Annotated in this window: 20 protein-coding genes; 10 read left to right on the top strand and 10 right to left on the bottom strand. The window is 45.9% G+C overall.

Annotated elements, in window-relative coordinates; genetic code table 11:
• Nucleotides 1–31: 31 nt before the first annotated feature.
• The 3 genes from ACFQ3W_RS24585 to ACFQ3W_RS24575 form a co-directional block, all read right to left on the bottom strand.
• Nucleotides 32–343, bottom strand: a complete 312-nt coding sequence (locus ACFQ3W_RS24585; protein ID WP_379321876.1) for a YbjQ family protein — start codon at nt 341–343, stop codon at nt 32–34.
• Between the two features lie 105 nt (nt 344–448).
• Nucleotides 449–1,024 carry a hypothetical protein gene (locus ACFQ3W_RS24580; protein ID WP_379321875.1) on the bottom strand — a complete coding sequence of 192 codons (576 nt, stop codon included), beginning with the start codon at nt 1,022–1,024 and terminating at the stop codon, nt 449–451.
• A 197-nt stretch (nt 1,025–1,221) separates the two neighbouring features.
• The gene (locus ACFQ3W_RS24575) at nt 1,222–1,776 is read right to left on the bottom strand and encodes an SMI1/KNR4 family protein (RefSeq protein WP_379321874.1); all 555 of its coding nucleotides are present in this window, start codon (nt 1,774–1,776) and stop codon (nt 1,222–1,224) included.
• Nucleotides 1,777–1,888: 112 nt separating this feature from the next.
• Between ACFQ3W_RS24575 and ACFQ3W_RS24570 the strand changes: the two genes are divergently transcribed.
• Nucleotides 1,889–2,335, top strand: coding sequence for a DMP19 family protein (locus tag ACFQ3W_RS24570; RefSeq protein WP_379321873.1), 447 nt, complete (start codon nt 1,889–1,891; stop codon nt 2,333–2,335).
• An 80-nt stretch (nt 2,336–2,415) separates the two neighbouring features.
• A complete protein-coding gene (locus tag ACFQ3W_RS24565) occupies nt 2,416–3,393 on the top strand; it encodes a hypothetical protein (protein WP_379321872.1) in 978 nt (325 codons plus the stop codon).
• A gap of 13 nt (nt 3,394–3,406) precedes the next feature.
• Here the strand turns inward: ACFQ3W_RS24565 and ACFQ3W_RS24560 are convergent, their stop codons facing one another.
• Both ACFQ3W_RS24560 and ACFQ3W_RS24555 read right to left on the bottom strand, forming a co-directional pair.
• On the bottom strand, nt 3,407–3,883 hold the full coding sequence (locus ACFQ3W_RS24560) for a GNAT family N-acetyltransferase (protein WP_379321871.1): 477 nt from the start codon (nt 3,881–3,883) through the stop codon (nt 3,407–3,409).
• 287 nt (nt 3,884–4,170) lie between these two features.
• The gene (locus tag ACFQ3W_RS24555; protein ID WP_379321870.1) at nt 4,171–5,412 is read right to left on the bottom strand and encodes a tetratricopeptide repeat protein; all 1,242 of its coding nucleotides are present in this window, start codon (nt 5,410–5,412) and stop codon (nt 4,171–4,173) included.
• Nucleotides 5,413–6,022: 610 nt separating this feature from the next.
• On the opposite strand from ACFQ3W_RS24555, the gene ACFQ3W_RS24550 reads away from it, so the two are divergent.
• A complete protein-coding gene (locus ACFQ3W_RS24550) occupies nt 6,023–7,258 on the top strand; it encodes a GGDEF domain-containing protein (protein ID WP_379321869.1) in 1,236 nt (411 codons plus the stop codon).
• 116 nt (nt 7,259–7,374) lie between these two features.
• On the opposite strand, the gene ACFQ3W_RS24545 is transcribed toward ACFQ3W_RS24550, so the two are convergent.
• The 5 genes from ACFQ3W_RS24545 to ACFQ3W_RS24525 form a co-directional block, all read right to left on the bottom strand.
• Complete coding sequence (locus tag ACFQ3W_RS24545) at nt 7,375–8,400, bottom strand: serine hydrolase domain-containing protein (protein ID WP_379321868.1); 1,026 nt, start codon at nt 8,398–8,400, stop codon at nt 7,375–7,377.
• Nucleotides 8,401–8,444: 44 nt separating this feature from the next.
• The gene (locus ACFQ3W_RS24540) at nt 8,445–9,269 is read right to left on the bottom strand and encodes a MerR family transcriptional regulator (RefSeq protein ID WP_379321883.1); all 825 of its coding nucleotides are present in this window, start codon (nt 9,267–9,269) and stop codon (nt 8,445–8,447) included.
• 220 nt (nt 9,270–9,489) lie between these two features.
• Nucleotides 9,490–10,458: a helix-turn-helix transcriptional regulator gene (locus ACFQ3W_RS24535; RefSeq protein WP_379321867.1), complete on the bottom strand. Its 969-nt coding sequence runs from the start codon at nt 10,456–10,458 to the stop codon at nt 9,490–9,492.
• A 199-nt stretch (nt 10,459–10,657) separates the two neighbouring features.
• On the bottom strand, nt 10,658–11,482 hold the full coding sequence (locus ACFQ3W_RS24530; RefSeq protein WP_379321866.1) for an endonuclease VIII: 825 nt from the start codon (nt 11,480–11,482) through the stop codon (nt 10,658–10,660).
• A 1-nt stretch (nt 11,483) separates the two neighbouring features.
• The gene (locus ACFQ3W_RS24525; protein ID WP_379321865.1) at nt 11,484–12,473 is read right to left on the bottom strand and encodes an effector binding domain-containing protein; all 990 of its coding nucleotides are present in this window, start codon (nt 12,471–12,473) and stop codon (nt 11,484–11,486) included.
• 229 nt (nt 12,474–12,702) lie between these two features.
• On the opposite strand from ACFQ3W_RS24525, the gene ACFQ3W_RS24520 reads away from it, so the two are divergent.
• From ACFQ3W_RS24520 to ACFQ3W_RS24490, 7 genes are all read left to right on the top strand, one after another.
• Nucleotides 12,703–13,284, top strand: coding sequence for a TetR/AcrR family transcriptional regulator (locus ACFQ3W_RS24520; RefSeq protein ID WP_379321864.1), 582 nt, complete (start codon nt 12,703–12,705; stop codon nt 13,282–13,284).
• Nucleotides 13,281–13,892, top strand: coding sequence for a GNAT family N-acetyltransferase (locus tag ACFQ3W_RS24515; RefSeq protein WP_379321863.1), 612 nt, complete (start codon nt 13,281–13,283; stop codon nt 13,890–13,892). Before ACFQ3W_RS24520 ends, ACFQ3W_RS24515 begins: the two co-directional genes overlap by 4 nt.
• Before the next feature lie 484 nt (nt 13,893–14,376).
• Nucleotides 14,377–16,386: a glycoside hydrolase family 127 protein gene (locus ACFQ3W_RS24510; RefSeq protein WP_379321862.1), complete on the top strand. Its 2,010-nt coding sequence runs from the start codon at nt 14,377–14,379 to the stop codon at nt 16,384–16,386.
• A 29-nt stretch (nt 16,387–16,415) separates the two neighbouring features.
• Nucleotides 16,416–17,849, top strand: a complete 1,434-nt coding sequence (locus ACFQ3W_RS24505; protein ID WP_379321861.1) for an ABC transporter substrate-binding protein — start codon at nt 16,416–16,418, stop codon at nt 17,847–17,849.
• A gap of 7 nt (nt 17,850–17,856) precedes the next feature.
• Entirely contained in the window at nt 17,857–18,774 is a 918-nt protein-coding gene (locus tag ACFQ3W_RS24500) for a carbohydrate ABC transporter permease (RefSeq protein WP_379321860.1), read from the top strand.
• The gene (locus ACFQ3W_RS24495) at nt 18,771–19,604 is read left to right on the top strand and encodes a carbohydrate ABC transporter permease (protein WP_379321859.1); all 834 of its coding nucleotides are present in this window, start codon (nt 18,771–18,773) and stop codon (nt 19,602–19,604) included. The genes ACFQ3W_RS24500 and ACFQ3W_RS24495 overlap by 4 nt, the downstream gene beginning before the upstream one ends.
• Before the next feature lie 116 nt (nt 19,605–19,720).
• On the top strand, nt 19,721–21,289 hold the full coding sequence (locus ACFQ3W_RS24490; RefSeq protein WP_379321858.1) for a response regulator transcription factor: 1,569 nt from the start codon (nt 19,721–19,723) through the stop codon (nt 21,287–21,289).
• Nucleotides 21,290–21,296: the final 7 nt, after the last annotated feature.

The raw sequence follows: 21,296 nt of genomic DNA, 5'->3' as shown, positions 1-21,296 counted from the left end.
GATTATATCTGGCAGGCAACCTCAAAAGAGATTAAATGATGACCGCGGTTCCACTTACAGAAACCATAAGCATTCCATCGCGAATTACCTCATAATCGATATCTACCCCAATAATCGCTGTTGCTCCCAAACGTGAGGCCTGCTGAGTCATTTCTGCGAATGCGGCATCCCTGGCTTCTTGCAATTTACTTTCGTAAGCTCCCGAACGTCCACCAACAAGGTCAGTAATCGATGCCATAAAGTCTCTAACGACATTGGCACCCATAATGACTTCGCCGGTTACAATGCCGACATATTCTCGTACAGGATACCCCTCAATGGTCGAAGTAGTGGTCATAATCATACGAATCGTCCTCCTATAAAGTAACGTTTATCTGTTTGTTACGTAAATGAAGACCATTTGGTTTCCAAAGTATATAAATTCACGCTTCTATCTATGCGCCTCTGCTTATGCAAAAAATGATTTTACAAAAAAGAACACTCCAGCTCCCATGAGGATAACCCCGCCAACCTTACTCATGAAGTAGTAAAAGTCGCTCGGCTCCGGATCGTTGACCCATAACCAGTGAAAGGAAAGGAGAAACTGGAAATCTTGAAATTTACGATAGCGAAATGAGCACCAGCCCAAAATCATAAAGAAGAAAGATAAGTAGAGTAAAAATAGGCTCCCCTGTTTGGTGTGATATTCTGGATACGCTGCGGTGACTAATTGGCTGGGACTATAAGGCGTCTCGGCGCCCCCAGGAATGATGGGCTTGCCGTTGACGTAAAGCGTGCCGTATTCCGTAACAAGCTCTCCCTTTTGATCAAAGCTCAGGAGAAAACCAGAGTTATCCTCAACCTTGTACTGATGTCCGTTAGGATAATTAACCTCATAATTGTTCAGGCTTTCCCCGCCGACATTTTTGATGAAATATTCGTTAGCTTGGATCGTGACTATTCGAAGCTCACCATCTTTTCGAACCTTAATCGAAGGACCGTTCTTAGCTTGATAAAGCACTTGACCGCTTTGTAGCTCACCCACCTTATACTTGTGCTGATACATATAAAAAACTTTTTCCGAAAAATAAGGCTTCGTGAGTACAATGGTGACTATGATGACAATCAGAAGGCCACTGATCTCCCAGGTTGCGGAGGACCTGACGAATTTGGATAAACGAACATGAAAAATAGCGCTTCATCCTTTCCTATTTTGATTGCATAAAGCCCACCCTTTGTCTACTATCCGTTAAGAATATCGTCAGCCGAAGTCGTTCCCTCGCATAGTTCCCTAAACGTGTCTGCGATAATAACGGCATCCTCGTAACCGAGATTTCCTGAATGAGACACTAAAATAGGGTATTCTCCATTTATCCATGGAATGCGCATATCCCAGATGTAATGATTTCCACAGCCATCCATGGCAAAGGGGACTGCACCTGGCATATATTCGGGGAATTCATACGCCAGGAGCATCTCTCTCAACTCGCCTGCACTAAAAAATTGGAAATATCGATTTCCGTTTTCAAATTCACCGCCATCGGCATAACGAAGAAAATCAAGATATGAAGGGGGCAGGGGGCGATCCGGAATAGTCCATTTGGCTGGATCAAACGGCTTATATAGCTGATGCAGCGGATTTGATTCGGGAAAAGGGTTACGCTGGCTTCGCATAATCTCCGCAATTTCCTGCTCTGTCAACGGCTTATTCCACTGGGTCAGGAACTGTTCCATATTTTCTTCCCGCAAACCGGAGTTTTTCCAGTAGCATACATCAAATACCTTCTCCCAATTCATCTCTTCATTCCTCCTAAAATCGTCTACCCGATTATCACTTAATAGGATAAGATTAAGCTAATATATACAGTTGGTGCAAATATCCAGTTAAGATGTGAGAGGGGCCAGCAACATGAGTGAGACGGATATCAATGATGTATGGTTTGATTATGCGGAAGCTTTTGTACAGAAAAAGATCGATGCCTCAGGTTGGGATGCTCTGAATGTGCATGAACAGGAGATCGCTGCTTTATGGCTCCTGGAAGCGGATGTTTATAACGGTGGGTTTGTACAGTTTTTTTGCAATTGGGGAGAGGAGGCATATATTTACGCACTGCGGGCTTTGAAAGCGATTGGAGCGGTCCATGCTCTTGAAATTATCCAGGACGGATACACCTGCATTGAACATTTTTCTCAGGACGATCGCCTCGAGGAGTTATGGGATATTCCAAAATATCTTACCGAACAAGAAGAGGAACGTTTGGATGCCCTGGATAATCAATTTTGGGAGGACAAGGATCACATCGCGAAAATCGCATATGATTACTACGTGCAGCAGCTAGGTATATCTGTGCCATAAAAATAGCCTCATAAAAAATACATATGATCAGGATAATCAGTATAAAGAAAATGATAGGAAGGAGAGCAGAAATGCAGGAGATGAATCGTAGCATATGGAACGGTCTGAGCAATGGGGAGAAGGATGCAGTAATGCGGTCGCTTTACAGTGAGCTGCCCGAGGGATTTACATATGAAGGTCTTCATACCTTTTCACGTTATGGTGTAACGCTGGAAACGGGGATTTTTGCATATCAAGGAAGCCTTTTCTCGTTTATTCCGGGTGATGAGGTAACTCTGGGCTGGGAAAGCTGGGCGACGGAAATGGATGAAGCTACCAAGGGGAATTTGTTGAAAACACTAGACGAATTGGATATCACGGATGTAGAGCTATTCCTTCGCGAGTGCATGTCACCGGTGAGAAAGGCTGCCATTGGGCCGTTCCTTGCCGAGCACCACACGCATCCAGCTGGCTGGCGGGAAATTCCGTTAGAAGATGCTAAAGGGTTGGGTATTGGGGAGCTGGAGGCCGATTTGGAAAAATTCAGAGCTTCTACGTATAAAGTTTTTGAGCGGGGCCAGTCTTATCGTTTGGAACGGCAGGGGCAGGGAATTATTGTTTATTTATTCAATGAAGATTTGACACCTGAAAACATGATGGCCGAACTGCGTAAAGAAGGCTTCAGTTTGCCTATCGAAGACGAATGGGAGTATTTGTTTGGCGGAGGCTGCCGAACAATGTTTCCATGGGGCGACAGCTTTGATTTTGGCATGAAGCTCAAGTATTTTGAAGATTCGGGTAAGGGTGAGTCAGAACGGGCCTATGATTTGGAACTGCCCAACGCCTTCGGCTTGCAATTTCTTGGAGATCCGTACCAATATGAATGGACGACCCTGGATGAGCGACTGATCCCCAAAGGAGGAGACGGAGGCTGCTCGATCTGCGGTGGTATGGGACTCATGGCCGGATATTTGCCGGCGACCGCCGTCTATTATCGCGATCCCTATGTACATGAATTAGACTGGGAGGATGTCCTCGATAATTTGCATTTTAGAAGAGTCGTAAGAATTGGGCTATAACTCGTTCCCTGAGTCAAAGCTTTAACACAGTTATTGGCTCGTTATTACAAATTTCACCGTTATCCCGAAAGCCAAAGCTTTCATACAGCTTTTTTGCGACGAGGTTATCGGGTTCGTAAGGTATCCAGCAATACTCAGCAGGTCCAGCCGGTAATGTGCGTATATAATCCAGAATTTTTTTCATAGCTTCCCTACCATAACCCTGCTTCTGAAATTGCTCACCAATCATCAGGCGCAATATGCAATAATTGTTATCCGCTATTTCCGGCACTTCGTACCCAGTAATGCCATAGACGATCATTACAAAGCCTACCATCTGTTCATCAGCATAAATGGCAAAAGGAAGCGGACATCCTCCATTGGTAGCAAGAACATAACAGGAAGCAACACTTGAAAGATTGGACGCGACAAAACGGCGCTGGTCCTCTGCAACTTCTAACCGAAACATCTCACGTCGGTTATCTAATGTGATTTTTCTTAGTGTGATCATTTAGAATATCTCCTCTCACAAATTAAGTAGATGGCAATGACATAGTGCTTCTAGCAAAGTTTCTAAAATGCATTTGTTAATTATACGCTTCAAGCAATAATAGCGGTAGGTCAGTGAAAAACTGATCTACCGCTATTATGGAATATGTAACTTTTAGTGTGTATTTAGTTTCTCTGAAAAATGAACCATTGCTTTTGCTATTTCCTACGTCTGTTCAAACCTAAATCTCTCCATGATGATCTAATAAAGAAATTATAATTGGAGAAAAAGTTACGAAGATTGAAAAACTAAGTAACAGGAGTGCTATCAATTTTCTTTTCATTTTTATACACCTCTGCTATTATTTTTTGGTAGGTTTGTATAGTTACTGAATCAAAATGATCTCTATATCTTTCAAACAAGCCTACACATCTTATTATACAGTTTTTTTCGTTAATAGATGCTGATTTTTCCAAACAGTTAATTAGGTAGCCAACTCCACTATTGCTCTCACCGTTAACTAGGTAATAGTGGGCTAATTCATAATAGAATCGGGTTAGGCGCTCTTTAATGGTCTTTTCAGAATAAACACTCTTAGAAAAATCCTGCTGAGTCACCGCTGGAATCTCGAAACGTTGAAGAACAGAATCTACGTTAAAATTATGTCGGTTAGCTGATTCAAGGATATTTAGAAGAGATAGCAAGACTTCATCCTCATTGTCTTCAATATAAAATGAATAAGAAGGAAGTACACTTAAATCCCCTGAAGATAACCTTGTTTCCAAGGCATTCATTTTAGCCCATTTCTGAAACTTTTCTTTCCAATACTCGCTATCTATATCGTCCTCCTTTACCCAGTCTAAGTTTGCGTATTTTTCAATATAATGCAGGGCCTTTTCGTAGTTTCTAGTGTTTTCATAAACATTTCCAAGAAGTAAATATGAGTAAGCTAGATATACGAAAAGTGGACGGGATGTCTGTCGATCATTGAAATATTTAGGCCCTTTTTGATACAGAACCTTGGCTACATAATTGAGTTTCCTGGTAACTTCCTCAACTTTGTCCCAGCACCTCAATGAGCGATATGTATTGGCTAGGTCTTTCAATGCATCTAACTGGTCGTATTCATTCAAACGATCGACAAAAAATTCAAACTGAAGGGCTGTCTGATAATTTTTGGATTGGTCATCACCAAGTTTGCACATAAACAAACGATATTGGCAAAGGGCCAAGCGTTCCGAATGCTGGCTTTTTTCACTTAGGGCGACATTCTCATATAGAATAATTGCGGCATTTTTTTTACCGTTGTTATAGAAATCTTCGGCTACTTCAAAGAGGAGTGGAGCATACATAAGATTGTCCAGCAAAAGCTGAACGGCTTTTTGAATACCATTTAAGTTACCTACTTCTTCACAGCCGTATAAAAAGGGCCTGATTCTGCGCCAATCCGGAGTGGATTCAGTCAAAACCTCTTCGTAGTACTGATCATAAAAATGACCTCTAGGTAACCCCATAGCCTCGGTAATTAGGTCTAGTTGATCGATACTCAAGGTTCGATTTCCGTTCAATATAGAGCTCAGCGTACCGGCATTTATACGCGATCTTTGTGCAAACTGAGTTAAATTTAACCGCTCCTGGTCCATAAAATCATTTAGTACGGTTCGGATCGTGGTTGATGAATTCAAAGTAACCACCAGCCTTCTAGTAAATATCTGTTAGTACTATAATAGCCATATATTGAGCAATGGTCAATTTTACCATAACAATTATATTCATCCATTTGTTACAAAACAGTGTCAGAGTAAACCTTAGTGGAAATCCGGGAAGTCATCATTCCATAAGGTGAAGTCTTTCTATTCTATCTAATTTTTGACAAACAGCAACTCACCTTTAGCAAACTGAATTTGAAGCTATAATAGGGAGCAGTTCACCTATAACGAAATATGTACTTTTTTACGAAGATCGCAATATCAAAAATAGTTGAGGACTTCGGTATAATACAAGATAGACTTAATTCATTAGGGGAGAGAAGGTCGCAAACGGCCGAAGCCATCGCAAAATTTATACTGGAGGGCAACTAAGCAAACATAAAGCCAAGGTTCCTTATAGCCGATAATAATAGAGTATCTGCAAAACCTCGCCATGGAGGAGTTCATTTTTTTGAAGACAATCATGAAAACGACATTTAAGCTCCTGCTGCCCTTTGCTTTTTTGGCAATGGCTTACTTCTTTTACACGAAGACAAACGCTTTGTCTCAGCCCCAAATGGATATGGTGAAGCTGGCCCCTTACGCCATATTTATCATTGGGGGCGTGATTTCCTGGAAGTTTAATCGCAGCCGGGAGTTCTTTATCATCTCGGTGATGGCTTTAAGTTTAGCGGCGCACATCTATTTACCTCACCTTCGAGGCGGTTTAGCGCATAGATCGGAAATCGATTTTCTCCTCACGCTGCTGCTACCATTTAACATCGCGTTATTTTCCTTCTTTCGGGAGCGGGGGATATTAAGCTTATGGGGAGCGCTGCGCATCGGTGCGATTGCAGTCCAGGTTTTGTTATGCTACTGGCTGCTGGAACCGGCGCAAAAAGACCTACTGCATACAATGGGTAAGGCCTGGTTACCAGTAAAACTTAATTTCGTTACGCCTCATTTATCACAAGCGTCGCTTTTCCTATTCCTAGCGGCCTTGGTCATACTGATTATTCGGCAGGTTACGCACCGTTCATCGCAGGACATCTCATTCATTGCCGTGCTTTGTGCCTTGTTCTATACCTTACATAGGACCGGTGATCCGGTGCTTTACGCGGTTTCCTTCGCGGCCTCGGGAATCATTCTGATCGTATCGATCATTCAGGATTCCTACTCCATGGCCTTTTCGGACGAGCTTACCGGGTTGCCTTCTCGGCGAGCTCTCAAGCAGGATATGATGAAGCTCGGAATGAATTATGCGATCGCGATGCTGGACATCGATCATTTCAAAAAATTTAACGATACCTACGGACATGACACGGGAGACGAGGTGCTTAAACTAGTAGCCTCCACGATCAGGGATGTCACGGGCGGTGGGAAAGCGTACCGGTACGGAGGCGAGGAATTTACCATTCTTTTTCCCGGAAAAAACATCAACGAGGTTATGCCATCTCTTGAAGAATTAAGAGAAAAGGTAGCCAAACGGGCTTTTACGCTGCGCAGAAGCGGTAGAGGCAAGGGGGGCAAGTCCGGACGGAAGGCCCGCGGTTCGAAGAATGCAAAGCAAAAGCAAATATACATAACGATCAGTATCGGGGTTTCCCAAAAAAGCGAAAAACATAAAAAGCCGGATGACGTGATGAAGTCCGCGGATACGGCACTGTATCGGGCTAAGAAAAAGGGAAGGAACTGCGTGAGTAAGTGAGCGGGGCGGACGGAAATTTCAGAGTGAGATAGAAAAAAACGGCTGGTCAAGGAACGTACCTTGTGCCAACCGTTTTTTTAAAATGTAAGCGGATAACGAATGCTTAGGGCCATGAGCTATTTTTCTAAAACTGCCGGAATAATATATTCTTTGATCAGGTCTCCTCGGTCACGAGCGTTGATCATGAATTCGGATGCAATGGCAACGACTAAATCTTTTTCCGGAATACAGCATATAACATTGCCGCCATCGCCCAGTGCCATGTAGGCAAAAATATCGTTTTCTTCGCCAATCCACCATAGATACCCGTAACGATTAGGGTTCATTGCTGTTGATTGCTCGATCCATGTCTCCGAAACAATTTGATGGTTGTCCCACTTGCCATGATTCAAATACAAAAAACCAAAGCGCGCCATATCGCGGGGAGTTAGCGTAAGCCCCCAGCCTCCGGTTGAGATGCCGCTCGGGTCATGAACCCAGCCCCGTACATTTTTGCCGAATAAATCGTCAAACCCGAATGCGTTCATTTCGTAATCCGGAATGACTTTCATGCCGATCGGTTTAAATAAGTGTTCGTTTGCAAACTCACGTGCGCTTTTTCCAGTGCTGCGAGTTAGGATGGCGGAGAGCAGATGAGCCCCTGCGGTGGAATATTTAAAAGCGCCTAAGCTCCCACCTTGTTCAAGCATATCTAACGTGTACTTTATCCAGTCGGGCTGCATACACATCTTGTCCAAAGGTTCATGCCAATCCTCAAACGGGTAGGGAGCGGTCATCGTAAGAAGGTGGCGGATAGTGATTTCTCGTTTCTGTCGATCAGCCGTATCCGGAATATATTCAGGAAAAAATTCCAGCACCTTCTGGTCCACGCCTTGAATAAAGCCCGCATTTATGGCAATCCCTATTAGGGCGGATAGAATGCTTTTTGTTACGGATGCCACATGGTGAGTATCATTCGGTCCATAGCCGTTAAAGTATTTTTCATAGGCGACGTACCCGTTTCTGACAACTAAAATCCCATTGATATTGTTGTACTCGGATTTAATGATCGGATCTAGCTTCGAAAGCTTGTCGCCGTCCATACCGAGGTCAACCGGGTCGGCATCGCGCCATTCGGCGGTTGGCCAGTAGTTTCTATGCATAATAAATACCTCCTAAAAAACGATAAAACGGCTCCTGCTTGCCGCTATTTTTTCTTTACGGGAAAATACACCTCGGTAATCAGATCCTCAGCACCCGTCACTTGGTATGGGTTGGTTACATAAACTTCATAGGGAGAACTCACCATTTCATAACCTTCATGTTCGATCCATTCTCTCAGCTTGGCATATACCGAAGTTAATTCGGAATAGGAGCCCTTTACAACAGACTTTGCACAAAGGCTTCCGGGCAAATCTCTCGTTCCCTTTACAGCTTCCTTAATTGGGATGGCAAATTCGGTATCATTTCCAGTAGGATTATATTCCGGGCTATGGTAGATCGTTATTGGCGTACCGAGTATGGTGAGTTTTTCAGTAGCAATCTTTTGAAATAGCCTGTTAAAAAACATTCCATATCCTAAGGCGTAGTCATCACGGCTCAGCATCTGACGCAAATAGAGGATATTCATGGACTTCGTTTGAACAAGCTCCACTTCAATCTCATCGAGGTAGGACATAATCGGTATTCCAGTTTCTAAATGCAAAATGTCTCTGCCCATTTGCTGAAGCGTATATTCCAGAGCGCTTAGCTTGTCTTGTACTTCCTTACTCTTCCGGAGCAGTGCAGAGCAAAGCTTCTCTTCGAACTGATCTTCATCCAATTCCAGAATGGCTTTAATTTCTTCCAGTGAAAATTGATAAGATTTCAGACGGTTGATCAGGAGCATCTTTTTGAGTTGACTGATGGAATAATACCTATATCCGTTTTCAGGATTAATTTCATCAGGGCGGATTAAGCCCATTTCATCATAGTACCGAAGCGTTTTGGTGGATACTTCGCAGATCTTCGAAAATTCTCCAATGGACAGCACGGGGTCACCTCCAATCTCAGCAAAATATTCAGACGATTGTTTAATCACTTTGTCTAGTTCTACAAATACACCTTGCCCTAAGGGCAAAGTCAACACGTGGTTTATTATTTCCTTAATCTGTTTTGACTGGCTTGGAGGTCATGATCTGTGAAGGAGGGGTGTCAGGATGTTATCATATGTAGTAAAGCACCTACCGCATTGGGCAGGTGCTTTTTAGTGATTATGACTTCCGAACTGGTCTGATATACTTAAAAACCCGTTCTGGATTATAATAAAAGTAAATGATTCGACCGGGGGAAGTATCAAAGCAGTAACCGGTGCTTGAAAAATCAAAAGTTGCCATTGCCTTTTCAATCTTTTCCTCCACACTACGATTTTCCTGCTCATAATCGAATGGGCCATGTTCAAAAACAATATACTCTGCTTCGGGAACATCAACCATAAACATTTGCGTTGGCACTTCCCCTATATAATCAAAAGGAAGTCGTACACCCCAACACTCTGTACGCGGAATACCCCAGTCGCAGAGCCTGCCATCCGGGTCGTTAATGTACGCCATAATCTGACCACTTCCGCAGTTAGGTTCGCTCCCGCCATCATCATCTAATTTGCCCTTAATACTATCAAGTAACCCGCAAATTGTTTCATAGTCCTGTCCCGGAATAAGGCTTTGCTTCTGCCAAAAATCCCAATACCCATTACTCTCATAGTTTTTAATGTGCAAAAATTTGTGTGCGGGAATGGTTACAAAATAAATTTTAACATCATCTGTGGATTTCATCATACCAATTTCCCCCAATCCAAAAAAGTAGCGGTCGAAAGGGTGTATTTTTGTACGAAGAACGACAGGTATAGGCTTTTTTCGGTATTCACTTGGAGTTATACCATATGTTCCCTTGAAAGCTCTGGTAAAAGCTTCATGGGATGAAAAACCATAATCAAAAGCAATATCCAAAAGGCTTTTTTCACTATCCCGAACTTCTTTTAGGGCAAAGGCTAGTTTTCTAAGCCGCAGATAATCCCTAAATTGCATACCTGATATTTCCTTGAATTTTCTCGTAGTATGAAATTCGGAATAACCCAACTTGTAAGAAAGAAACCGCAGCGTTATGGCTTCACCGTTACGATTTTTAATACACTCGTCAATTTCATCAACGATGATTTGGATTTGCTTGTGCCACTCGTACATTCGTCTGTTCACCTCGTTTCAACCACCCTATAGTCATTATAGAGTAATGGAAATCGCACTACTTGATTTTACTTGCGGAAAAGAGAGGATATGTTTTATTCCTTAACTCGTCTAATATAAATATGGATAATATCAACGTTATCATTCAATGACAATTCAAACGTTTTGGTGGATACTTCGCAAATCGAGAGGGAAATCATCATTTCTGACATTCATTGCAGTAATAAACACTGCCCCCAAGGTAGGCTTCTTTTCGGATGGGTCCGCCGCATTTTGGGCATGGCTGGGTATATGTATTTTTGCTCATGATGGTTTTATAGCCGCCGGGATTGCCATACAGATCGGTTTCGACATCTCTGCCGCCGTGCTCCGTCATCTCGGTAATGGTTTCTTTCACGGAATGAAAGAGCTGCTCAACTTCTGATGGACTCAGTGTTGCCATATCTCGTTTCGGATGAATTCCGGCGTTAAATAATACATCCTGGACAACGCCATTTCCGAGTCCCGGGATTCTTTGTTCGGTAGCAAGGAAAGCCTTGGCTGATAGCTTTGGCTTTTGAGCTGTAGTTAGTAGTTCCATGAAGTATTTCATATTGAAATCGTCCGACAAAACAGACGGTTTAGTTCTCGCAATATGATCATACTCATTATCTAATAGGCCCGTATAGCCATAAATACCGCCATACATTCGTACGGTACAAATGAAATAAGTCGCGTCGTCAAACTCAATAAGCAACTGATGCTTCTTCGGAAGTTGATTTTTATGGGTGCAATACCTAACGCTTATGCCTTCACAAAACATGAAGCCGCAGTCTTGATTAAGCTTAATATGTAGTTTCCCTCCGTACGAATAAGCCTGCTCGATTTCCTTATCGGCAAATATTTTTGAATAGTCCGCAGGATTTCCTTGGTACCAGGCAAATTTATGAGGCGAAGAATTTGCGACGACGCTAATGATTTGTTTCCCCTTAAGTTCACGGTCAATCTGTTCTGCTAATACGATTCCTTCTGGCAGTTCAATCATTTCACAGCACCATCTTTTCTTTAATCGGAAGCAGCAAGTCAATTTGTTGAGTAGAATCATCCGGACTCAGCGAATAGGTATTTATGTAATTCAAATGCTCCTCTAATAGTCCATAATAGATCTCCTGATCTCCCAAGTGCATCTCATACTTGGCGCTATTCATCGCCCAATCCGATAACAACCCCCATTCTTCAAACGCACCCATCGGAATCATATGTGCAGCGTAAAGACCTCCTTGAAAATGTTTCTTTAGAAAGGGCTTTTGCACTTCCATATGCTCGGGTATCGTAACCCATCTCTCATATCCGTGGTCGCTGCCGTCCGGTTTTTCACCTTCGGGATGGTTGAAGCCAAAATGGCGCAAATCCGGCTTTATTTGTGCCAAATGATGATCACGGACAAATTTCCCTAAAAGATTGCCGCTTTCAATTTCTGCCAGTCTCCCAACACAATGGATAGCTGCAACTGTAGCTGGTGGTAAATAGACGATCCTTACATCCGTGTCCCTGAGCTTTCTTAATCTGTGATTCGCTTGATTCAAATCCTCCATGGACCTTTCCTCCTTAAACTTTGCTTTGGTCACGGTTAGGGAGTTGACGATGTTTAAGATCGAAGCATCATCGAGTAAGTTAAGCTTGATGCCCACATGCATATTTTCATTAAGATGGGTGATAAATCTGTTTAGAATGCTCTTGATTGTGGAGAGGGCAGAGATTTCAGAATCAACCTCGGTTAGGTTTTGCTCGAATGCGGCTATGACTTCAGAAATGTTATCGCTTTCTAAAATCAGGACAATTTGTTTAAGGGGAATCCGGAGTTTCCTTAAAACAATAATCTGCTCTAAACGTCTGATTGCCGCCTCATCATAGGTCCGATAAGCATAATCGTCTTTTTTGACACTGTTGACAAGCCCAATCTGCTCATAATAGCGTAAGGTTCGTGTTGAGATGTTTAAGCCCTTGGATACTTGACTGATTGTTTGAAGCCCCATATCAACTCCTCCGTTCAAAGCTCAGTATAAAGTACGACACGACGTCAAAGTCAATGCGATTGATATTTCGTTCCCTCACGTTTATTATCGGATCACCAACGAAAGAGATAAAGTCACAATAAAGGGTCAAAGAACAATTTTGAAATTGGCTTAACGATGATTTATAATACAATCAAGTGATATAAACATCTATCAAATTGTACATATAGCTATCAAATGGAGGAGTACGATGAAAAAAGACATGACAGCAATGAAGCAAATAAAGCTTAATGCCATTCTGGATGAAGCTACTATGCTGCTCATTGAAAAACCAAACGCTTCCATGGCCGAAATTGCTGAATGGGCCGGAATCGGTATTGCCACATTGCATCGATATGTTGAAAGCAGGGAGCAATTAATGATTCACCTGGGGTTTCGAGCAATCGAGGTTGTGCGTGAGACGATGGAAGAAATTCCTTTGAACGAGGAGAACTGTGAAAATTACATCCCGGAGCTGATTGAGGCGCTAATTCCTTTGGGAGATAAAATTTATTTTCTCGCTCATGACGCTTCAGTCAACTATAACCCGGAAATTGAAGGGGCGGATCAGAAGCTGCGCGAACCCGTACTACATGTGATTGACTTACTACAGCAGAAAGGCTATTTTCGCCCTGAGGTGGATAAAGGTTGGATCATGAATGTTCTATATTCATTATTGTTTTTAACATGGCAGGAAGTAAAGAATGGGAATATTGCGAAAAATTCCGCTGCGGCATTAGTTATAGATACTTTATATCACGGCTTTAAAAATCCAGGGGGTGACCGGAAATGAAGGAAATCTCTATTGTGAAGGCGGATGCCAGATCAGTGATCGGTGCAAAATTGAATCAAATAGCTCTTGGTTACATGAGGTATCCTCTTGCAGGATCTAAAGAAGAAAGGATTGTTAATCGTACCTTTGTAAGATTGTGGAAATGGAGTGGAAATCGGTTTAGCCATCAGTATGCTTTCGAAGCCAAAATGGGGGAGCAAACATTAGGGATCATCACTTGCTATCCAATCCCGCTATTAAATCGCCTTGCTTGGCCTACCTTCAAGATACTGTTCTCGTATCGAAAGTTAGCTCTTATCGGTTATAACCTCCTTAATTTAAAAGATTTGTATTCGACCCTTACATTGAAGGAGGGGCATGACGATGAGTATCATATTGGTACGTTGGCTGCATTGCCGGAAAGTAGAGGTCTTGGCGTTGGTTCAATGCTCATGAAATTTGCTGAGGAACAAGCTTCTTTGCAAGGCTATCACAAATGTTCTTTAACGGTGAAAAAAGAAAACCATCGTGCATTGAAGCTGTATGAGAGATTAGGATACCAAATCACGGGTGAAATCAATAAGCCTGCTTTTTCATTGTTTAGAATGGCAAAGAAACTCGAAAAATAATCAATTGAGGGGCTGTCTGCTTTTTAGCGGACAGCTCTTTTTTTGGGTTGGGATTTTTAGTTGTTACCGTAAACTTAGTAAATGCATTTTGTGCAGTTAAACTTCGGCTTATTGCAAGTATTGAGCATTTAGATGCAGAAAGTACAGCTAAAAGAAACAAAATAACCCTGCAAATGCAAATTGATCCATTTTAGATGCATGTTTTGCAGCTAAAATCCCAAAAACCACTTTTTTCCCGGAAATAGTTGCACTAAATACATTTAGTTCTGGATGGTAAGAGCGGAGATATTCGAACGGTTTTCTTAATGAAAATACCGAGGCCCGAACGCCTCGTATGTTGCTTATGTGGAATTGGCTCTTATGGATATGAAAAAAGTCCACGATTCTAAGATATTTACAATTTTAAGTAGTAAGCGCTTTTATTATGATGAATTTGAGAGTACCGCTGCGGTGTGCAGTGAGGTTGAGGAGGAGGCGCTTGAGCATGGAGCAAATGCAATTCCAAAAGCTTACGGGAGGCCTCGGTTTGGACAGAGAGCAGACGAGGACGCTTCCCTTAAGTCAGGTAAAAATTGAGGATTCCTTCTGGTCGGAGTATGTTCGGCTCGTAAGGGAAGTGGTTGTCCCCTATCAGTGGGAAGCGCTAAATGATAGAGTGCCGGAAGCGGCGCCAAGCTATGCGATCCGAAATTTCCGGATTGCCACAGGACAGGAGCAGGGGGAGTTCGGGGGGATGGTGTTCCAAGACAGCGACCCGGCGAAATGGCTCGAGGCGGTCGGGTATTTGCTGCAATCGTCTCCCGATCCAGAGCTGGAAGCGCTGGCGGACGAATTGGTCGATCTGATCGCGGCGGCTCAGCATCCTGACGGGTACGTGAACAACTATTTTACGTTAAAAGAGCCGGACGGCCGTTGGACGAATTTGGCGGAATGCCACGAGCTGTATGTCGCGGGACATTTGATTGAGGGAGCCGTCGCTTATTTCCGGGCTACCGGGAAGAGAAAAATTCTGGACGTGGCATGCCGGCTTGCGGACTGCATTGATACGGCATTCGGAGAGGCGGAGGGAAAGCTCGAGGGCTTCGACGGCCACGAAGAAATCGAGCTTGCCCTCGTGAAGCTGTATCAAGTGACCGGGGAGCTAAAATACCTGGAGCTGAGCCAGTTTTTCTTGGACCAGCGGGGTACGAATCCAAACTTCTATGCTGAGGAGCTGGAGAAACGAGGGGGGCGCGTTCATTTTGGACACCTCGATATCGCCCATGACCTGGCCTACAGCCAGGCGCACTTGCCCATACGTGAACAGGCTACTGCTGAAGGCCATGCAGTGCGCCTGGTTTACCTGGCGACGGGCATGGCGGATGTCGCGGCGGAAACCGGCGATGAAAATTTGACTGAGGCTTGCCGCAAGCTGTGGAGCAACATCGTAACGAAACGGATGTACATCACTGGGGCGATCGGCTCTCAGGAGTATGGAGAATCGTTCACGTTCGATTACGATTTGCCTAATGACACGGTGTATGCCGAAACCTGCGCTTCCATCGGGCTCGTGTTTTTTGCACGGCGGATGCTGCGGCTTGAGCCAAGAGGGGAATACGCCGATGTTATGGAAAGAGCGCTGTACAATACGGTTGTGGCGGGAATGTCGCGGGACGGCAAAAGCTTTTTCTATGTAAATCCGTTGGAGGTTCGCCCGGGAGCCTGCAGCAAAAGCCGAATCCATGCCCATGTGAAGCCTGTCCGGCAGGGGTGGTTCGGATGCGCCTGCTGCCCGCCGAATATCGCAAGGCTGCTTGCCTCCCTGGGAGAGTATATGTATACCATTGGCCCCGAAACGATTTATACCCATCTGTATATCGGCGGTACTGTGGACTTGGACATCGCAGGCGCCAAGGTGAGCGTGGAGCAAATGTCCACGTACCACACGGACGGCCAGGTCACCCTGCTGCTGAACACTGACTTGGACGTTTCGTTTACGCTCGCCCTGCGCATTCCATCGTGGTCAGGGACAGTCGCGTTGACAATAAACGGTGTTGCACTTACGATTCGACCGGAGAATATAAAGGACGGGTATTTGCATCTAAAACGTGTATGGCAGACTGGCGATACATTGGATTTGAGGTTTGACATGCCGATTCTCAAGATGAGAAGCCATACAGCGGTGCCTCATACAGTCGGCAAAGTGGCCCTGCAGCGAGGTCCGTTCGTTTACTGTCTGGAGGAGGCGGACAACGGTCCAGCTCTACACCGCTTCTCATTACCGAAGGAAGGAACACTGAGTATTGTCGAAGGGCTTGGCGATCTGCCGGAAGGGGTCTGTGCCATTCGTGCGGAAGCCCAAATTATACAACTTGAGAGTGAAAACGAGCCATTGTACCAAAGCGAAGCTGCACACTTGGAGGAACAATCGGCAGAAGCGATATTTATCCCATACTTCTTCTGGGCGAACCGTGGTCAGGGAGAAATGAACGTTTGGGTGAGGGAGACGTTTTAAAATGAGTGATATAAGGGAGGAAAAACAAGATGGACAAAACTAGAAAAAGGCTGCTAAAGCTAAGCACAGTCATCCTCGCCGCAGTTATTGCGCTCGCGGGGTGTGGAGGCGGCGGCAACAGTGGTAATAGCGCCTCACCAAAAAACGAGCCGGCAAATAAGGAGACGTCGACGCCGGCTGGCGGGACGGAGAACAAGGAGCCAGTCACCTTGAAGTACACATTCTGGGGGAGCCCGCAGGAGAAAAAGGCCGTGGAGGAGGCGACCAAGAAGTTTACCGAGAAGTATCCATGGATCACCGTGAATGCGATTCACATTCCTGAAAGCGATTACGATGCCAAAATTACCGCGATGGTCGCAGCCAACGAAACGCCGGATGCCGGCTATGTGCATGGGGAGCTTGGTGAGGCTTGGCAAAAAGAAGGCAAGTTCATCAACTTTAACGACATGTTCGCTAAGGATACGGAGATGAAAAAAGAGGATTTCCTCGACTACATCTGGTTCAACGGCGATGACCCGAATTATACGTGGGGCATCAGCACAGCGGGCGAAACGTTCGGACTTTTTTACAATAAGGATCTGTTTGCGGCAGCGGGGGTAGAGACTCCTCCGGCCAAAGCGGAGGAAGCTTGGGACTGGGATCAGTTCGTTGAGGTCGCCAAGAAGCTGACGATCGACAAAAACGGCAAAAACGCCACAGACCCCGGGTTCGACAAGGACAACATCAAGCAATTCGGTGTTTCGTTTGAAAACTGGTACGGCCCGATCATGGCGCATGTGGTCAACAACGGCGGCGACCTTGTCTCGGCGGACGGAACGAAGTTTGCGTTGGACCAGCCGGAAGCGGTGGAGGCGGTTCAAAAGCTTGCCGACCTGATCAATGTGCACCATGTCGCACCGAATCCGGTTCAAGCGAAATCGATCCCGTCACAAGCGGTCGCGCTGCAATCCAAGCTCGTGGCAATGAGCATGCACGGGCAGTGGATCAACCTCGATCTCGGGGCGGCGAAGGTTAATTATGATGTCGGCGTGCTGCCGAAAATGAAGCGCACCGTTGCGATGGGCATCAGCGGAGTTAGCGCAATGTTCAAGGCGACGAAACATCCGGAGGAAACGTGGCTGCTGACGAAATATCTCGCTGATCCGTCCGGCGCGCTGAATCTGTACCGGGACGGCTTGTGGATGCCGACGCTGAAGAAATGGTACACCGATCCAGCGCTTGTCGCGCAGTGGGCGGAAAATAACCCGGCACATCCATCCGGCTTCAAGGACGCGTTCCTTAATAATTTATTGAACAACAACACGCCTTCACCGGTGTATTATGTGAAAAATTTCGGCAAGGTCAGCTCGATGGCATTCTCTGCGCTGGATCCCGTATGGCTGGGCAAGCAGACGGCTGAGCAGGCGATGAAGGGCGTCGTATCCAAAGTCCAGCCGGAAATCCAGGGGCGTTATGGTAAATAACACGGCCATGGATCCTGCACAAGGCATTCGAAAACGAAAAAGAACCGAGTTGAAGTACGGAGTGCTATTTGCCGCTCCCGTGCTGCTGGGATACCTCGTATTTGTCCTGGGACCGCTAGCTTTCACGTTCGCGCTCGGATTCACGGAATACAGCATGGTGGGCAGTCCGAAGTTCGTCGGCTTCGATAACTTCGTGCGGCTGTTTACAGGGAAGGAGCCGCTTTTCTACGATGCCGTAATCAGCACGCTGTATTACGTACTGGTAAGCGTGCCGCTCGGGATCGCCTTCTCCTTCGTGATGGCCATGCTGCTGAACAGCAAGATTAAAGGGAGAGCATTTTTTCGCGGCTTGTTCTATTTGCCTGTCATCATCCCTCTCGCAGCTTCCTCAGTTATTTGGCTGTGGATGCTGCAGCCGGATTTTGGCATCGTCAACTACTTGCTGGGTCTGCTCCATATACCCAAATACACCTGGCTTTCATCAGACACCTCTGTCATTCCGACCTTGATTATCTTTAGCTTGTGGCTGACAGGCAACACGATGGTCATTTTCCTTGCAGGTCTGCAGAACATACCAGCTCATCTCTATGAGGCGATCGAAGTGGACGGAGGCAATGCGCTGCACAAAGCATGGTACATTACGCTTCCGATGAGCTCCTCCATCATTTTTTTCAACACGGTCATCGGTTTCGTCAACGCCTTCCAGACCTTCGTGCAGCCGTCCGTGATGACGCAGGGGGGCCCGAACAACGCGAGCTATTTGATCGTCTACTATTTGTTCAAGGAGGGCTTTCAGTTTACCAAGTTCGGCACCGCCAGCGCCGCCGCATTTCTGCTGTTCCTGGTCATCCTGCTGTGCACCGCCGTTCTCTTCAAATTTTCAAATGATCTGGTCTACTATGAAGGGAAGGAGAGAGGAAGATGAATATACGCTCGTTCGTCAGCCGTTTGTGCTTGTATCTCATATTATCGCTGGGTGGACTGATGTTCGTCTTTCCTTTCTACTGGATGCTGCGGACCGCCTTCATGGGCATGGACGGCCTGTTTCAAATACCGCCTCAAATCTTGCCTACTTCGTTCAAGCTGGATAACTTTGTCGAGGCGCTGTCCAGCAACCCGTTTGGTCTTTACTTTTGGAACAGCACTGTTGTGACGGTGCTGTCCATTGCCGGGGTCGTTCTCTCCAGCTCAGTGTGCGCCTACAGCTTTTCCCGCATTTCGTGGGCCGGTCGGGATAAGGTGTTCGGGTTTATTTTGACCGGGTTGATGCTGCCCTTCTTCGTGGTGATGATTCCGCATTTTCTCGGCTGGAAGTACCTCCATTTGACGGATACGCTCGTTCCTTTGATCGCTCCGGCCTGGTTCGGAGGAGGGGTGTTCAACATATTCCTGCTCCGTCAGTTCTTTCTCACGATTCCCCGTGAAATGGATGAAGCGGCGAAGATGGATGGCGCCGGTCACTTCCGGATTTATTGGAACATCATCATGCCGATCAGCAAGCAGTCGCTCATTGTCATTGGCATGCTTACTTTCCTGGCGAACTGGAACGATTATCTCGCCCCCATGGTGTTCATTTCTTCGGAAAAAAATTATACCCTCATGCTCGGTCTGACCTTATTTCAAGGCACTTATTCGGCACAATGGCATCTTATGATGGCGGCAACTTCCATTATCGTGCTGCCTTCTCTAATCGTGTTCCTGATTGGACAGCGCTTCTTCGTCGAGGGCATTGCCATGAGCGGAGTGAAGGGCTAAACTTTCACGGACCTTCGACTCATTATTAGGAACAAAAAGATCTGCTTCGAGATGATTCCTTTTGGACCATTTTGTTGTACTTTTTCTATATAATGAGGCGTAAGGAGGGATGGCAAATGCTGCATTTATTAATCATTGACGATGAACCTGGACACGTGATCGGATTCAGCAGACTGCTAAGCCGGCTTCGACCGTGCGATACCGTGAGCTCTGCACGTAGTGGCGAGGAAGCGCTGCGGCTGTGCGAGAATCAGGCTTTTGACCTGATCTTTACGGATATCCAGATGCCGGAGATGAACGGACTGGAGTTTATGGAAAAGCTGAGTTCGCCTGCAAGGTCCAAAGTGGTTGTGCTTAGCGGGTACGATTTTTTTGAATATGCTCAGAAAGCGCTTACCTTTGGGGCTTTCGATTATTTATTGAAGCCGGTGGATGTCGACAGGCTGCAGGAGTTGTTCCGGCGGGCTGAGCAGACGAGTGAGCAGGAGCGGAATGACTGGACGAAGCAGCAGGAGCTGGCTGCCAAGATCACTCGAATGGAGCCGGTTTACAGCGGCAAGCTGCTTCAGGCCTGGATTGATGGGGTCCTTGAAGTGGACCAGTTGAACGAGGTAGAGTCGATTCTATGCTTTGGCGGAGCGGGAACGGCGATTTCCGTTCATAGGCGGTTTTCCTTCCAGAGAGAGGAGGCGGATAAACTTCAGTCCTTACTCTGCCTGTTCGGGAAAGCTGTTTGCATCATTAACGATCATGACAATGAAGAGATCATTTGCTTGCTCGAAGCCGGGGTTGACATGACTGAGGCCGAGCGGGTCTTTGAATCTTTTTCATGGCATAGCGAATCGAGCAAGGGGAGATGCGTGGTCGGAGTCGGAAGCGACAGGGTACATTTGCTGAAGGAAGCTTGCGTTAGCATTCGGGAAGCCAGGCTGGCCATGCTTGAGCATTTCTACGAAGAAGAGAAAGCCGTCTTTCTTTTCGGGCGCAGCAAGCTCGACCCTGAACGCGTTCCGGCGATGTCTGGCGCTGTAGTATCGCAGCTGGCCGAAGCGGTTCGTGGAGGGGACGATGCCGCGGCACGGGACGCGCTTGCGAGCATTTTTAGCTCGTGGCGGCGTGCTCCCTATGCGCTTCCGCACCGGTTAAGGACGAAGTGCAAGCTGCTCCTCGTCAAGCTCATCGAGGACATCGAACTGCTGCGGGAAGGCAGCATGCACGACGATTTTGTGAGAGAGATCGAGGCGTTTTCGGATCATGTTCCTACTTTTTCTCAGCTCGAGTCCGGAACGTTGGACATTCTGCTTCGTGCTTCCCGGGCGATCAAGGAATGGAAGGACCATTCCCGCAATCAGCTCGTCCAACGCTGTCTGGACTATATTGAAGAACAGTACCGGTACGACATTTCACTGGAGTCTACGGCGGAGCGGTTCGGGCTAAGCGCCGGCTACTTTAGCCAATATTTCAAAAATAAGCTGAACATTAATTTTACAGCCTACCTGAACCAGGTTCGTTTGTCCAAAGCGAAGGCCATCTTGGAGCTGGAAAACCTGCGTGTTTACGAGGTGGCGGAGGCGGTGGGCTACCAGGATGTTAAATATTTTAACCGAGTCTTTAAGAAAGAGTTCGGAATGACGCCGGAGGAATACCGCAAAACGATCCGCCTCCTGCAAAGAAAGCGGGGGTAGCAGCCGC

Source organism: Paenibacillus puldeungensis, from assembly GCF_042678945.1.
Taxonomy (GTDB): domain Bacteria; phylum Bacillota; class Bacilli; order Paenibacillales; family Paenibacillaceae; genus Fontibacillus; species Fontibacillus puldeungensis.
This window is presented reverse-complemented; position numbering and strand designations above follow the sequence as displayed.